This is a genomic window from Pseudanabaena sp. PCC 9330 (assembly GCF_055795045.1).
This window is the reverse complement of record NZ_JAYFES010000116.1, coordinates 70,881-85,449: the sequence shown is the minus strand read 5'-3', so window position 1 is coordinate 85,449 and position 14,569 is coordinate 70,881. Positions and strand designations below refer to the sequence as shown.

Annotated in this window: 16 protein-coding genes; 11 read left to right on the top strand and 5 right to left on the bottom strand. The window is 56.5% G+C overall.

Annotation, left to right across the window (positions count from 1 at the left end):
* Positions 1-330 precede the first annotated feature (330 nt).
* From mtnA to AC0QKW_RS21160, 8 genes are all read left to right on the top strand, one after another.
* A complete protein-coding gene (mtnA, locus tag AC0QKW_RS21195; RefSeq protein ID WP_473153092.1) occupies positions 331-1,440 on the top strand; it encodes an S-methyl-5-thioribose-1-phosphate isomerase in 1,110 nt (369 codons plus the stop codon).
* Positions 1,441-1,449: 9 nt separating this feature from the next.
* Positions 1,450-2,046: a class II aldolase/adducin family protein gene (locus tag AC0QKW_RS21190; RefSeq protein ID WP_473153091.1), complete on the top strand. Its 597-nt coding sequence runs from the start codon at positions 1,450-1,452 to the stop codon at positions 2,044-2,046.
* Positions 2,047-2,115: 69 nt separating this feature from the next.
* Positions 2,116-3,441: an SUMF1/EgtB/PvdO family nonheme iron enzyme gene (locus AC0QKW_RS21185; protein ID WP_473153090.1), complete on the top strand. Its 1,326-nt coding sequence runs from the start codon at positions 2,116-2,118 to the stop codon at positions 3,439-3,441.
* 132 nt (positions 3,442-3,573) lie between these two features.
* Complete coding sequence (locus AC0QKW_RS21180) at positions 3,574-3,855, top strand: type II toxin-antitoxin system RelE/ParE family toxin (protein ID WP_473153089.1); 282 nt, start codon at positions 3,574-3,576, stop codon at positions 3,853-3,855.
* Between the two features lie 9 nt (positions 3,856-3,864).
* A complete protein-coding gene (locus AC0QKW_RS21175) occupies positions 3,865-4,170 on the top strand; it encodes a HigA family addiction module antitoxin (protein ID WP_473153088.1) in 306 nt (101 codons plus the stop codon).
* A 145-nt stretch (positions 4,171-4,315) separates the two neighbouring features.
* Entirely contained in the window at positions 4,316-5,683 is a 1,368-nt protein-coding gene (gene rlmD, locus AC0QKW_RS21170; RefSeq protein ID WP_473153087.1) for a 23S rRNA (uracil(1939)-C(5))-methyltransferase RlmD, read from the top strand.
* A 37-nt stretch (positions 5,684-5,720) separates the two neighbouring features.
* Positions 5,721-6,758, top strand: coding sequence for a UDP-3-O-(3-hydroxymyristoyl)glucosamine N-acyltransferase (gene lpxD / locus AC0QKW_RS21165; RefSeq protein ID WP_473153086.1), 1,038 nt, complete (start codon positions 5,721-5,723; stop codon positions 6,756-6,758).
* Between the two features lie 78 nt (positions 6,759-6,836).
* Complete coding sequence (locus tag AC0QKW_RS21160) at positions 6,837-7,361, top strand: hypothetical protein (RefSeq protein ID WP_473153085.1); 525 nt, start codon at positions 6,837-6,839, stop codon at positions 7,359-7,361.
* Between the two features lie 59 nt (positions 7,362-7,420).
* Here the strand turns inward: AC0QKW_RS21160 and lexA are convergent, their stop codons facing one another.
* From lexA to AC0QKW_RS21140, 4 genes are all read right to left on the bottom strand, one after another.
* A complete protein-coding gene (gene lexA, locus AC0QKW_RS21155; RefSeq protein WP_473153084.1) occupies positions 7,421-8,035 on the bottom strand; it encodes a transcriptional repressor LexA in 615 nt (204 codons plus the stop codon).
* Positions 8,036-8,451: 416 nt separating this feature from the next.
* Entirely contained in the window at positions 8,452-9,591 is a 1,140-nt protein-coding gene (gene rpoD / locus AC0QKW_RS21150) for an RNA polymerase sigma factor RpoD (protein ID WP_473153083.1), read from the bottom strand.
* 908 nt (positions 9,592-10,499) lie between these two features.
* On the bottom strand, positions 10,500-11,237 hold the full coding sequence (gene cysE / locus AC0QKW_RS21145) for a serine O-acetyltransferase (protein WP_473153082.1): 738 nt from the start codon (positions 11,235-11,237) through the stop codon (positions 10,500-10,502).
* Between the two features lie 122 nt (positions 11,238-11,359).
* Entirely contained in the window at positions 11,360-11,848 is a 489-nt protein-coding gene (locus AC0QKW_RS21140; RefSeq protein WP_473153081.1) for a hypothetical protein, read from the bottom strand.
* Between the two features lie 118 nt (positions 11,849-11,966).
* On the opposite strand from AC0QKW_RS21140, the gene AC0QKW_RS21135 reads away from it, so the two are divergent.
* Positions 11,967-12,128, top strand: coding sequence for a hypothetical protein (locus tag AC0QKW_RS21135; RefSeq protein WP_473153080.1), 162 nt, complete (start codon positions 11,967-11,969; stop codon positions 12,126-12,128).
* 3 nt (positions 12,129-12,131) lie between these two features.
* Here the strand turns inward: AC0QKW_RS21135 and AC0QKW_RS21130 are convergent, their stop codons facing one another.
* Complete coding sequence (locus AC0QKW_RS21130; protein ID WP_473153079.1) at positions 12,132-12,527, bottom strand: bactofilin family protein; 396 nt, start codon at positions 12,525-12,527, stop codon at positions 12,132-12,134.
* Positions 12,528-13,049: 522 nt separating this feature from the next.
* Between AC0QKW_RS21130 and AC0QKW_RS21125 the strand changes: the two genes are divergently transcribed.
* Positions 13,050-13,508 (top strand): orange carotenoid protein N-terminal domain-containing protein, encoded by a 459-nt coding sequence (locus tag AC0QKW_RS21125; protein WP_473153078.1) that lies wholly within the window; start codon positions 13,050-13,052, stop codon positions 13,506-13,508.
* Positions 13,509-13,560: 52 nt separating this feature from the next.
* Positions 13,561-14,547 carry an ABC transporter ATP-binding protein gene (locus AC0QKW_RS21120; RefSeq protein ID WP_473153077.1) on the top strand — a complete coding sequence of 329 codons (987 nt, stop codon included), beginning with the start codon at positions 13,561-13,563 and terminating at the stop codon, positions 14,545-14,547.
* Positions 14,548-14,569 lie beyond the last annotated feature (22 nt).

The window sequence follows — 14,569 nt, the reverse complement described above, 5'->3', positions numbered from 1 at the left end:
CTTTTTATCCGTAGGTAATGTTGTGGGTACCTAGAGCCGCTATGCTGGCAGCACGCAATACCGTAGATAAGGTTTCACCATGGACGGCACCACCAATTGCGAAAAGCTAGCGGCCGTGTTTAACCGGTCTAGCCAGCAGGGTAAAAGCGCATTTTGTAAAATGCTCTGGGGCAATCAATCTGAAACCGTGCAGGCTGAGCTGAAACCCCTGCTTAGTCAAGAGACCCTTGACGTACTGCGCAGTGAAAGTTGACGGCACAGCGTCGCCGATGAGCACTGCACCTATCCCAGCCGTCTGTCATAATGCCCATTGGACGATTGGACAGGCCTATGAAAATTAACGGCGAGCCCACTAGAACTATTCGACTGCACCAAGATGATGCTCGCATTGTGCAGGTGATCGATCAGCGCCAATTGCCCCATCAGCTCACCTGGGTAGATCTGAGCTCCGTCGATGAAGCCGCCTACGCCATCAAAGATATGGTGGTAAGAGGTGCTCCACTGATTGGGGCCACCGCCGCCATGGGCATGTATCTGGCCGCCCTAGAAGCATTGTCAGTCAAAGATTTTCGCAGCTTTTTACACCAGGCGGCCAACACCCTGGGCCAGACCCGCCCCACCGCCGTCAACCTGCACTGGGCATTGACCTCTCAACTTAGGGCGCTAGAACCGGTGGCAACGTCGTCAGAGGCGGTGGAACGGCTGCGTCAGAATGCTGAGGCCATTATTGATGCCGACGAAGAGCAATGTCGCCAAATTGGGCTCCATGGCTTGCGGCTGATCGAAGAGATTTATGCCCAAACGGAGCAGACCGTCAACATTTTGACCCACTGCAACGCAGGCTGGCTGGCCTGTGTCGACTGGGGTACCGCCACCTCACCCATCTACCAAGCCCACGATCGCGGCATTCCCGTCCATGTGTGGGTCGATGAAACTCGCCCCCGCAACCAGGGGGCCAAGCTCACCGCCTGGGAGCTGGGCCAGCATGGGGTGCCCCACACCGTCATCCCCGACAACGCCGGGGGCCACCTGATGCAGCACAGTATGGTCGATCTGGTGATTGTGGGCACCGATCGCACCACCCGCCAGGGCGATGTCGCCAACAAAATCGGCACCTACCTGAAAGCGCTGGCCGCCCACGACAACGGCGTGCCCTTCTACGTGGCCCTACCTTCGTCTACCCTCGACTGGACCCTGCGGGACGGGGTGAAAGAAATCCCCATCGAGCAGCGCAGCCAGGACGAGGTCAAGTACATGGATGGGTTGTCGCCCCACGGCATTACCTCAGTGCTAATCTGCCCCGAGTCTTCCCCCGCTGCCAACTACGGCTTTGACGTTACCCCCGCCCGCCTGGTGACCGGGCTGATTACCGAACGGGGCATCTGCCCAGCCTCGGAGGAGGGGCTGCTGGGCCTGTTTCCAGAACAGGCAGCGTCCTAGGCCACACCCATGATGGACGAGGGGGTCATTAAATATATCAGCCATTGGACGCCTGGTCCGCCGCTGGCAGCGAACCAGCTAGCGGAACTGATTGCGTGGCGCGATCGCCTCCACCAATCCGGCCAAATCGGCCTCTACCCCAACGGCATCGGCTACGGCAATATCAGCCTGCGCCTGTCGCCTAGCACCTTCGTCGTCTCTGGCACCCAGACCGGCCACCTGGCCACCACCACCGCCGACCACTACACCCTGGTAGATGGCTGGGACATCGATCGCAACACCCTGCACTGCATCGGCCCCATCCAGGCCTCGTCAGAGTCGCTCACCCACGCCGCTCTATACGACTACAGCGCCGAGATTGGCGCTGTAGTCCACGTCCACAACCGGGATCTCTGGCAGCGCTACCAGGGCGTGCTGCCCACCACTGCCGCCACCGTTCCCTACGGCACCCCGGCCATGGCCTACGAAATGCACCGGCTCCTGCACCAGGGCGATCTGGCCCAAACCCGCATATTGATCATGGCCGGCCATGAAGAAGGCGTGCTCACTTTTGGTCCCACCCTCGATGCCGCCGCCCAGGTGCTGTACCAGTACCTCAAGCTGTAGCCACATCAGGCGGAACCTGGGCAAAACAGGTGAAACTATAATGGGGCAATCGCAGAGGCAGCACGGGGCATGGCAGGCGAGGCGCTAGACATATTCATCTCCTACTCGCGCCGCGACGAAGGGCTCAAGGATGAGTTGGTGAACTATCATCTCAAGCTGCTGCAACGGGAGGGCAAAATTCGCACCTGGCAAGACCGCGACATCGAGGCCGGGGCCGAGTGGGCCACCGAGATCAAAAACAATCTCGAAAAAGCCGACATCGTCTTGCTACTGATTACCCGCCACTTTTTGGCCTCAGACTACTGCTACGAAACCGAAATGCAGCGAGCCGTGCAGCGCCACTACGACGGCACCGCCAGGGTAATCCCCATTATTCTGGAACCCTGTGGCTGGAAATATAGCGACTTCAAACACCTACAGGTGTTGCCCAAAGATGGCAAGCCCGTCACCCGTTGGGAAGACAAAGCGGAAGCCTTTTTTGACGTGGAAGAAGGCATTCGCCGAGTGGTAGATGTATTAAGTGCTGAGCGGCAGCGCCAAGCGCAAGAACGGATGGCTACTTCTCTAGGGGTAAGCCCGAATGCCCTGAGCATAGTTGAATTTCAATCCGTCAGGATCAATCAAACGGGGAACGTTATTGAGCGTCAGCAAAGGCAAGGGACCGTCTTTCGCCAAGACCTGGGCAATGGCCTTGGCCTGGATATGGCGGCTATTCCTGCCGGGAAGTTTGTAATGGGGTCACCACCGGATGCGGAAGGACGCAGAAATGGGAAAAGTCCTGAGAGAATTATCTCCACACCCAGTTTCCTAATGGGACGCTTTCAAATCACTCAGGCCCAGTATGAAGCTGTTGTAAAGGAAAACACATCCTATCATCAGGGAGCCAATCGCCCGGTTGAGCAAGTATCTTGGGATGCTGCCGTATCGTTTTGTGAGAATCTGTCGGCACTGACGGGGCAGACCTATCGTCTGCCCAGCGAGGCCGAATGGGAGTATGCCTGTCGAGCAGGCACGACAACACCCTTTCACTATGGACCAACGATCACCACAGAGTTAGCCAATTACGATGGCAACTATGCATACGGGGATGGGCCTAAAGGGCTGTTTCGATCAGAAACAACAGACGTAGGCAGCTTTCCTCCTAACGCCTTTGGCCTGCACGACATGCACGGCAACGTATGGGAGTGGTGCCAGGATGTGTGGCACGCTAACTATAAAGGTGCCCCCTCTGATAGTTCGGCCTGGATGGCAGGCGGCAATCAACATTGGCGTGTGCTACGCGGTGGTTCATTTGCCCTCGATCCTGTTTACTGTAGCTCGACACTTCGGACTTACTGCTCACAGGATTACTCTAACGGCGATGTGGGATTTCGGGTTGTGTCGGTTCCCGCGTAGCACTCCCCGGCTTCAAAGCAATAGCCTCAGTGTTATCCAGGCTGCCTGCAAGGCAGGTGATAATGTGAGCTTATCCCTTGGCGCTTAACGCGTGTCGTCATACACTGGTGGCATGCTCACAAGCTTGATACGTTGATTCGCAACTTCAAGGATAAAGAAGCTCAAAAAATCTTTGAGCGGCAGCGTTCCCGCAGGCTGCCATCGGACATTCAGCAGGTAGCCCTACGCAAATTGCGAATGCTCAACCGTGCCGAAACTCTCCAAGATCTTCGGGTTCCACCCGCTAATCGGCTAGAGCGCCTCAGCGGCGATAGGGCTGGCCAATACAGCATTCGGATCAACGATCAGTGGCGAATTTGCTTTGGCTGGCAAGACGGTGAAGCACTTGATGTAGAAATTGTGGACTATCACTGAGGAGATTTTATGGGTGAAGACAAGCTCAAACCAGTGCATCCAGGCGAAGTTTTGCTAGAAGAATTTCTCAAACCCATGGGTCTGAGCCAAAACCAAATCGCCCTGGCCCTGAGGGTGCCTGCTCGGCGCATAAATGAGATTGTTCACGGCAATCGGCGCATTACCGCCGATACGGCCCTACGCCTAGCTCACTATTTTGGTATGTCGCCCCGGTTTTGGCTGGGCCTGCAAATGGACTACGACCTCGATGTCGCTGAAGATGAAATGGGCGATCGCCTTAGACAGGAGGTTGCGGCACTCATTAACCAGTCCTAGCGAAATCTACATCAGCCAGGGTGTGTGGTATCTATGTTCCCAACCAATTCGGTTGCATTACGTCACGGCTTTTCTCCATCTGTCCTATTCCCTTGCTACAGTCGATAGGCGGCATTCGCCGTATTAACTGTTTGGGAGCAACACCGTGGATCAGTGGCAGCAGGGAGAAACCCTGGATTTAGACATTACCGACCTCACCAGCAGTGGTGACGGCCTGGGCCGCTGGCAGGAGCGAGTGGTGTTTGTGCCCAACACCGTACCGGGAGACAAAGTTCGGGCCAGGCTAGTGCAAGCTAAGCCCACCTTCGGGCGGGCCCAGGTCAAGCAGCTGCTCGAACCTTCCCCCGATCGCATTCGGGCGGCCTGCATCGTAGCCGACAAATGTGGCGGCTGCCAGTGGCAATCGATCGCTTACCCGGCTCAGCTGGCTGCCAAGCAGCAGCAGGTGGTGGCGGCCTTTACCCGCATTGGTGGGTTTGAGCAGCCAAACGTATTGCCAATTTTGGGCACTGAAGCGCCCTTGGGCTACCGCAACAAAGCCACCTACCCCCTGGGGCGATCGCCTGAAGGCCAAGTCAAAGCGGGCTACTATCGCCAGGGCAGCCACAAGCTAGTCAACCTCAACCAGTGCCCCGTGCAAGATGAACGGTTGAATCCCCTGCTGGCAGAGGTCAAGCGCGACATTCAGGAGCGGGGCTGGTCGGTCTACAACGAGACCAAGCACCAGGGGCGACTGCGGCACCTAGCGCTGCGGGTGGGTCGCCGCACCGGGCAGCAGTTGCTCACCCTGGTTTCCACCGCGCCCAACCTTAAAGATATTGAGCTCCAGGCCCAAGAGTGGCGAGAGCGTTACCCCGATCTAGTCGGCGTCTGCGTCAATCTCAACCCCGACAAAACCAACGCCATCTTCGGGGCCGAAACCCTGGTGATCGATGGTGTCCCCTATATCGAAGAGATCTTTGCCGACCTGCGGTTTCAGATCCACGCCACTACTTTCTTTCAGGTCAACACCGAGCAGGCAGAGCGAGTCTTGCAGGTAATTCTCGATGAGCTTCAGCTCACCGGCAGCGAAACCATCATCGACGCCTACTGCGGCGTGGGCACCCTGACTTTGCCTTTGGCCCAACAGGCCAAGCGAGTGATGGGGTTAGAGGTGCAGGCCGAGGCGGTGGCCCAGGCGCTCACCAATGCCGGGTTTAACGGCATCGACAATGTCGAGTTTCGCGCCGGCGATGTGGGTGCTCTGCTGATCGATGCCGCCGCCAGCCTCAGCGACCCACTCGACATTGTGGTGCTTGACCCACCCCGCAAGGGCTGCGATCGCCCCGTGCTCGACGCCTTAATCGAGCTTCGCCCCCCCCGCATCGTCTACATGAGCTGTGACCCGGCGACCCTAGCCCGCGACCTCAAGGTGCTGCGCGAGGAAGGCGGCTACACCCTAACTAAGGCCCAGCCCGCCGACTTCTTTCCCCAGACTCCCCACGTCGAATGCGTCGCATTTCTGGTAGCGTAAAAGCCAGATTGGTTTTCAGGCGTTTCTCCCAGCTCCTATGAAGTTCAGCACCATTGCCGACAAAGTTCAGATCACTGCGGCCTCTAGCCTCTCCGCCAACCCCGCCCACGATCCAGAGATCTCTGGGGTCGCCGCCGTCGATCAGGCCTCCGCTGGCACGCTGAGCTATATCGAAGGCGACAAGTTTGCCGCCTTTATCGCCACCACCCAGGCTAGCGCCCTGATTTTGCCTCAGAACCCAGATCTACAAACCCAGGCTACCGAGCGGGGTCTAGCCTGGTTGAGCACTCCTGATCCCCGCCTGGCGTTTGCCCGTGCCATTGCCCTGTTCTATCAGCCTTACCAGCCCGCCCCTGGCATTCATCCCAGCGCCGTCATCGACCCCAGCGCTGCGATCGGTGAGAACGTGTCTATTGGCGCGAACGTCGTGGTTCAGGCAGACGTCAAACTGGGGAACGGGGTCTGCCTACATCCCAACGTCGTGCTCTATCCCGAGGTGCAGGTGGGCGATCGCACCGTGCTGCACGCCAACTGCACAATCCATGAGCGCACCCAGATCGGGGCCGACTGCGCCATCCACAGCGGCGCGGTAATTGGAGCCGAGGGTTTTGGGTTTGTGCCCACCGCCGCCGGCTGGGAGAAAATGGATCAATCGGGCTACGTGGTGATTGAAGACCGGGTGCGGGTGGGCAGCAACAGCACCATCGATCGCCCCGCCGTGGGCACCACCTGCGTGGGCCGCAACACCAAGCTCGACAACCTAGTCCATATCGCCCATGGCTGCCAGGTCGGCGAAGGCGTAGCCATGGCCGCCCAGGTGGGTATGGCTGGCGGTGTGACTATTGGCAACCGGGTCATTTTGGCGGGCCAGGTGGGCATCGCTAACCAGGCTGTGATCGGCGATGGGGCGATCGCCACCGCTAAGGCCGGCATCCACGGCGATGTAGCTCCCGGCGAAATTGTGACTGGCATTCCAGCCCTACCCCACAGGGTTTTTCTGAAAGCTTCAGCGGTATATCGCCGCCTACCAGAAATGTACAAAACTCTCCAGCGCCTGCAAAAGCACTTGCCCTAGATAACCTTTGAATGAAGAGGTGGATGGGTGGGGGGTGGATGAGTATGCGCTCGGTTGTTCTTCAATAAGCTGATAGCCATGGCTGTTGAGCCTCAAGATTCAAATCCTGATATCCAGCAGGAGATTCGCCTGAGCCGTCCGTTTACCCTGGCCGATGCCATTGGCCAGGAGGCTGGCAATTTTATGAAGGGGGCCTCGCCCATACCGCCTCTGGTGCAGGCCAAGCACGGCGCTCAGGAAGCGCTTAAATCGTCTTTGCAAGATGGCCCAGGTGCCCTCCAGCAGGTATTAGAACGGTGGCTACTGGACGATGAAACTCGCCTCAGCCGCCATATGACCAATCCCCTGGAAGCGGCTAAAGACCTGATCGAAGCCGTCCTGCGATCGCCCGAAACCCTTTACGAACTGGTACGCCAGGCCGATGTCATCTGGGGGCAGATCTACGACAGCCGCCCTCATTTTCAACAGCCAGGCCAAGCACCCCACCCAGACGACGAATATACCCATGAGTCGGTGCGGGCCACCCTAGTAGCCTGCCTAGATCGTCTCAACCATCTCCCCCAGTCCGTCGCCTCCGAAGCTGACGGAGACACCAGCAGCTAACGAAAAACCGCTGCGACCCAAGGCAGCAGCGGCAAGAAGCCTATGGAAATCACCTCACCTTAGACCGTAAAGTCGGGGTCTACACCGCGCCACACAGCCACCAGTCTCCCCTGCACGTTCACCGTATCCGCAGGAAACTCCATGACCGGATAGCTGGGGTTAGCGGGCTTGAGCTGAACCTGGTTGTCCTGACGGTGAAAATACTTGAGGGTTGTTCTGTCCTCTACCAGGGCCGCCACGATAGTGCCCTCACGAATACCGTGAGGATCCTTCACCGGCCGCATGATCACCACGTCACCATCCTGAATCATGGCATCAATCATACTGTCACCAGTTACCTTCAGGGCATAGTCGCCGTTTTGGATCGGTAGCCCGTTAAGATCTAAACGCTCCACGGTATCCGTAAACACCTCACTGACAAAACCGGCGGCAATAGTCCCATAGATGGGGACACCACGCAGATCATCCCGCACTCGAATAGTGCGAGCTTTTCCCTCGCTCCACTCGATGTAGCCCTTATTTTTTAAATGCTCTAGACGACTTTGGATGGGGGCGGGAGAGCGCAAGTTCATCGCCCGCATCATTTGCCGAATGGAGGGAGAATGCTGATTGGCGCGAATATATTCGACCAGCCAGTCGTAGAGCTCCTGTTGAGCAGTAGTGAGGGATTCCATAGGGATTTAAGCCACGGCTTTGAATTGTTTCATGGAACAAGTGTACCAACTGAACCAAATTCTGTCCACTATGGGCAACAAACATTTAGTCAGGGCGTGAGGAGATGTCTGCGCAAGAAAATACTCTCACCTAGAGCCGCAGGGCCTGCGCTCTCGGGAGGAAACCAAAATGCGGCGGTGCCCTTTGTTACTGAAATTGGTCTTATGCTGCATCCGAATTCCACAACCCCCGCTTTCAATCGGCCAACCTGCAAGGGTGCGCCGCCGTGCGTCTTGCTAAATCGGGGACAGCCAAGCAGGATTGGGTATTAGCCCCTCGGATATTCAGTTCCTAGACAATAAAAAAGGCCACCGGAGCGGTAGCCTTTTTGTCAGCTCAAAGCTGGGTCAGCCTTGGCTATATTCAAGCCCTAGATCTAGCGAATATACTCTTTGAGAATGCTGTTGCGGTTGGGGTGGCGCAGCTTGCGTAGAGCTTTGGCCTCTATCTGGCGAATGCGCTCGCGGGTGACGTTGAAGATTTGGCCAATTTCTTCGAGAGTTTTCATGCGACCATCGTCAAGGCCATAGCGCAAACGCAGCACGTCACGCTCACGGGGGCTGAGGGTGCCCAGCACGCTTTCGAGGTCTTCTCGCAGCAGGCTCTTAGAAACCTGATCTTCAGGGGTTTCGCCGTCAGACTCAATGAAGTCGCCGAGGCGAGAATCTTCTTCTTTACCGATGGGGGTTTCAAGGGAGATGGGCAGCTGAGCCGACTTGGCAATAAACCGCAGCTTCTCGATGGTCATTTCCATACGAGTGGCGATCTCTTCTTCGGTGGGCTTGCGACCGAGTTCTTGGGAGAGCAGCTTGGTGGTTTTTTTGATGCGAGAGATGGTCTCGTAAAGGTGCACCGGCAGGCGAATGGTGCGAGACTGATCGGCGATCGCCCGAGTAATGGCCTGACGAATCCACCAGGTGGCGTAGGTGGAGAACTTGTAACCCTTCTCGTGGTCAAATTTCTCGGCGGCGCGGATCAGGCCCAAACTGCCTTCCTGAATTAGGTCTTGGAAGGAAAGACCCCGATTCATGTATTTTTTGGCGATCGAAACCACCAGACGCAGGTTAGACTGCACCATTTTGTCTTTGGCTCGGCGACCGATATGCAGCCGATGACGGAAGCTAGCCACAGTGTAGTTGGCTCCCTCATCTTGGCTGACGGCAGCTGCCCACTCGATATCTGAAGGGTCACGCTCAAGGGAGTCAAATAGCTCGTCGTGGATGCGCTCTAGCTTGAGCAGGTCGGCAATCTTACGGGCCAGCTCAATTTCTTCCTCAGCCCGCAGCAGCCGAATGCGACCAATCTCTTGCAGGTAGAGGCGAATGGAGTCTTCAGTGTAGTGACGCTTTTTGGTTTGAGTACGGCGGCGGGTTGTTTTCCCCTTGGGCGCTTTTTCGTCGGCGCCGGCCTCGTCATCTTGATCGGCAAAGTTCTCGTCACTATCATTACCGTCGACCAGCAGGTCAAGTTCAGTTTCAGGATTGATAGTGCCGAGCAGATGATTTGCTTGGGTCATGCCGCGATCCTCGTGCTCCTTGAGTTCTAAAGACAAAGACTGTGATCAGAGTAACAGCTCCTTTTGATAGATGCCCACACATCCGAAAAAGTGCGGATCTAATTTTGGGCGGAGTCGTGGTAGCGCTGAGGCAGTTAGGCTGTTGGCACCACGCACCGGAGCTGTCAGCCTAGGCCAGCCACCGCCTCTATCTAGAGGAATACATCAACGGGGCCAAGGCTTTTCAATTTTAACTGCAATATCCAGGGATGTACCACCCCAACTTGTGGGGGTGAAGCCGAGATCCGCTTAAATGCCTAGTTTAAGAGTAAAAAAGCGACGAAAAAAATCCGTTGGGGCACCCTCAAAATTCCGTCAACTAGGACAAGCAAACTAGTTTAAGGCTCCTTTTTACGGTGTTAGGAAGAATATTCTCCCCCTCAGCTGGGAAAATCACCCGTCGAGTCGAGCCCGGCTTAAATATCTCCGTTTCGTTATAAATTCTGCCGACAGAGGCGGGGCTTTTGTAACAGAATCCTTACATGACGCCAGTAGAAATCGGCAGAGGAGGGGACTATGCCTCCATCTATTTATTGGCTGAGGAAGAATAGATCTAATCTGGCAATAGATCTAATCTGGCAAAGGAGGGGGATCAGTATGGGATCCATCTTGACAGGACTGGCGATGCTTACCCTATGCAGTTGTCCTAGGCAACCCTTGGGCGCAGATGCGGAAAGAAGTTTAGGCCAATTCTGACAGCACGAGTTATGACAACAAAATGCCGAAGAATTTTGGTTACCTTTCGAGAGCGCAGACCCTGCGCCCATACATCTGCGCCCATCCATCGGGGTATCTTCTTTCCCAGAGACTCTGCCAGGGGCTGATTAGCTACAGCAGAGACTCCTCAGGGCAGCGGTGGGGCCTAGGGCTTAAATACCGGTACCGTCAAGAAATTCTTCAAGCACTCGGTCTTGCAGGCGACAGCTAGAGGCGTCTTTGGGCTTGATGGCTCCGACTAAGACGGGTTCGCGGTGGGTTTGCCCCAGGGTCTGGACTTCTTTTTCGAGGGCTTCAATGCGATCGAGCAGAGCGCGAATCACCTGGGCCTCGGAGTCGGGTAAGCTGCCGTGCTCTAGGGGCTCAGTGCGCTCTCCAGCTCGGTACACAATGCGCCCAGGGATGCCGACAACAGTGCAGTCGGAGGGCACCTCTCGCAGCACCACGGAGCCCGCACCAATGCGAACGTTGTGGCCAAGGTAAATGTTGCCGAGCACTTTAGCCCCGGCACCGACTACCACATTGTCGCCCAGGGTCGGGTGCCGCTTACCGATTTCCTTGCCTGTGCCCCCCAGAGTAACGCCCTGGTAGATCAAGGCGTAGTTACCAATGATGGCGGTTTCGCCGATCACAACTCCCATGCCATGGTCAATAAACACGCCTTCGCCGATGGTGGCACCGGGATGAATTTCAATACCGGTGAGAAACCGAGCTAGGTGAGAGAGTAGGCGCGGCACTACCGGTAGGCCAAGATTCCACAGCCAGTGGCTAAACCGATGCAGCATCAAGGCATGGAGGCCAGGGTAGCAGGTCAGCACCTCTACCCAATTACGGGCAGCTGGATCCCGCTCGAACACGATGCGAAAATCAGCGATCAAGGTTTTGAGCACGGCAATCGATGGAATGAATGGCAGCTTCTTTATCCTAACGTGGGGTTGTCCTCTCGTTATCGCTCTGTTGCAGGACTCACGGTCTACCTGAATAACGATAAAAGATGCTCTGGAGAAGACCCTTAGGGGCTCACTGTCAGAGAGTAGTTGTAGCGCTGCCCCTGGCTGTGGGAACCGACCCAAATGCGATAGGTGCCCGCTGACCAGCCCTGGTCTTGCACCTGGGCGTCGGGGTTGCGGCGACCGGTGTCTTCGCCGCAGCGCACGGTGCCATCGTTGGGGCCTTGGATCAGCAGGCTGGTGTCATTGCCGCCGCTGTTGACCTGTAGGGTGAGGGCCGCAAAGTCTTGCTGGAGTACCATGATGTGGTCGGGGTTACTGTCGGCAAACCCGGTGCAGATGATGCCACGACGATCGCGTCCAGCAATATTAGACAGGGCAAAGATGCCGTTGGTAAAGCCGCTGACGCTGGCGGTTGGGCGATCGCCAGTCAGATCAAAGGAGTCAAAGTTGGCCGACTGAGCCAGGGCAGGCAGTGCGCCCATCAGACCCAGGAGCAGCCCCATCGCTAGAGCCCTACGGTTGAATTGGAAGTGGGATTGGGCAGCCATGGCTCCAGCCTCTTGCGGTTCAACTCTATGATGCTGGGCGGCGGATGCGATCGCCCCTCATAATAGACAGAAATTTAAACTGTCTGTTCAGCTGTTAGCCCCTGGCAGAACTAACCCCATGGAACTCATAACCCTTATCGTCTTTGCAGCAGCAGCTTGGGCGATCGCGACTGCCGTCGATAGTCTGCCCCATCTGGGGCAATTACTGGTGCCTTCCCCTTGGCTACTGGGCGGGATCGGGCTTATTTTGGCCACCTGGCTCATGGGCGATCAGCCCTAACCCCTAGACCTCGGTCGTGCCGTAGAGCTCTGGCAGATCTCGAGCCGGGGGCAGTGACTTAGCATCGCGCGTCTCAATGTAGCCAGTGTAGTAAGCGCCTGCTTCAATTTCTAGGGAGCCAGCTACCACATCGCCCTCAAGACGAGCCGTACTGCTGAGGGTAAGCTTGCCTTCGGCAAACACCCGAGCCTTGAGCACTCCTTGCACCACAATATTGTTGGCTTTGACTTCAGGCCCTTCAATCAGCCCGGTCGAGGAAATTTCTAGATCGCCTTTGATATCTACGGTGCCGTGGATAATGCCATCGACCCGCAGCATGCCTTCGGCATGGAGGACTCCCTCAAACTCAGTTTTTTGGCTCAGGTAGGTCAGCAGCGGAGCCGGTTTGCGCTTAAACATCCAAAATTGCCCTCATTACTCTGGGGAGCGGTATCGCAAGAACAACCCTATCTATAGGCATTGTTTGCCAAGGTGGCAACACAGTAGGTATTTGAACAGTACGTATTAAATCTTAAAAGACAATGGCTCCGCCCTGACCTGAGACCCTGACGCTTTAGAGCTAGAAGCGGATTTGGAGCTGCCTCACGCTTACCGCCACTCGGTCAGGGGTAGAGCAAATCAAAAGAAACTTGGAAGAAAGCGGCCATCGGGAAAAATAATAGGGATCAATATAAACAGACGATAAACCACTTTAAATTGATCAACCTCCGCTATAGAGGCACCGCTGGTAGAGTCCCTCTTGAGTCGGATTTATAGCTCTCAAGGGAATCAGCCACACCTTTGGTTGATTTCGCTCAGTTTATTCTCGACCACATTGTCTATAGACAGACCTAGAGCCTCTTTAGAGCTCTCTTAGGTCTAACCCACGGTCGGCCTTTGCCGTACCGCTCCTCATAACAAGCTAAATAAGGAAAAACTGCCATGACTGCCGTCAATATTCCGCTTCAATTTGAGCAGGTCGTTCAATCTTTCGAGGCTGCTGAGGTAGACTGCCGCATCGCGGTCATCTGGCAGACCTACGAGACCCTGGGTCAGGCTTTTGCGGCGATCGCTCCAGTGGCCCTCTTCTCCCAGGCCGTGCAGCAGTTGATCAGTCAAATGCAGCAGGTCGACAGCCACGACCAGGTTTCGATTTTACGCGACATTCTGGCCGGGGCCGACACTCGCTTTAGTCAGGCCTACCAAGCCCTCAACATCAATATGAAGCTGGCCTTTTGGCACCGCATGGTGCACCTGATTCCTGCCGGTCGGCTACCGCTGGATGCCTGCCACCTGGAGAGTGCCCCCCATAGCTTTGCGGCCCCCAAAAATTTGCTAACTCGTATCGATGCCATGGGCCTAAACGAGCGCCTGCACTTTTTGCGTCGAGTCGTAGGCTAAGCCTCGGGTGGGCGTTGGCGGTAAAGTAGAAACCAGATGCTCAGCCGCCACCATGCCCACCATTGACGTTCATCAACTCAGCAAGCGTTACCCCGTAGCCGCAAAAGATCCTGGCCTGGGGGGCACCCTGAGACATTTTTTTCGCCGCCAGTATCGACTGGTAGAGGCGGTGCAGTCCGTATCGTTTCAGATCGAGCCGGGAGAAGTCGTGGGCTTTTTGGGGCCTAACGGGGCAGGCAAAACCACTACCCTAAAGATGCTCACCGGCCTGATTCACCCCTCAGAGGGCACTGTGCGCGTGGGGGACCACATTCCCTTTCAGCGGCGGGCCGACTTTTTGCAGGCCATCACCCTGGTGATGGGCCAAAAACAGCAGCTGCTGTGGGACCTGCCTGCCCTCGATTCGCTGCGCATCAACGCGGCCATCTACGGCCTCTCCGATAAAGAGTTTCGCTACCGGGTCGACGAGCTGGCTGAGATGCTGTCGCTACAGAGTCAGCTAATCCAGCCGGTGCGCAAGCTCTCCTTGGGTGAGCGGATGAAGGCCGAGATGATGGCGGCTCTGCTGCACCGGCCCCAGGTGTTGTTTTTAGACGAGCCCACCCTGGGCCTCGACGTCAACGCTCAGGTGGCAGTGCGAGAATTTTTGCGCGACTACAATCAGCGCTACCAGGCCACCATTTTGCTCACTAGCCACTATATGGCCGACATCACCGCTCTCTGTCGACGGGTGCTGCTGATCTACCAAGGGCGGCTGATCTATGATGGCAGCCTGGAGGGGCTGCTCGATCGGTTTGCCCCCTATCGTGAGGTGACCGTAGAGCTGGCTACAAACTGTGATGTCGACACTTTCAGCCGCTACGGCGAAATTGAAAGCCTAGAGGGCTGTACCGCCCGGCTGATTGTGCATCGGGAAGACTTAACTCAGACCGTGGGTCAACTGCTGGGAGAGCTAGACGTACAGGACTTGACCGTCAGCGATCCGCCAGTGGAGGAAGTGATTGGCCGGGTGTTTGCCGCCGGCTCTGCGGCGGGGTAGAGGGGTAGAATTGACTGGATCC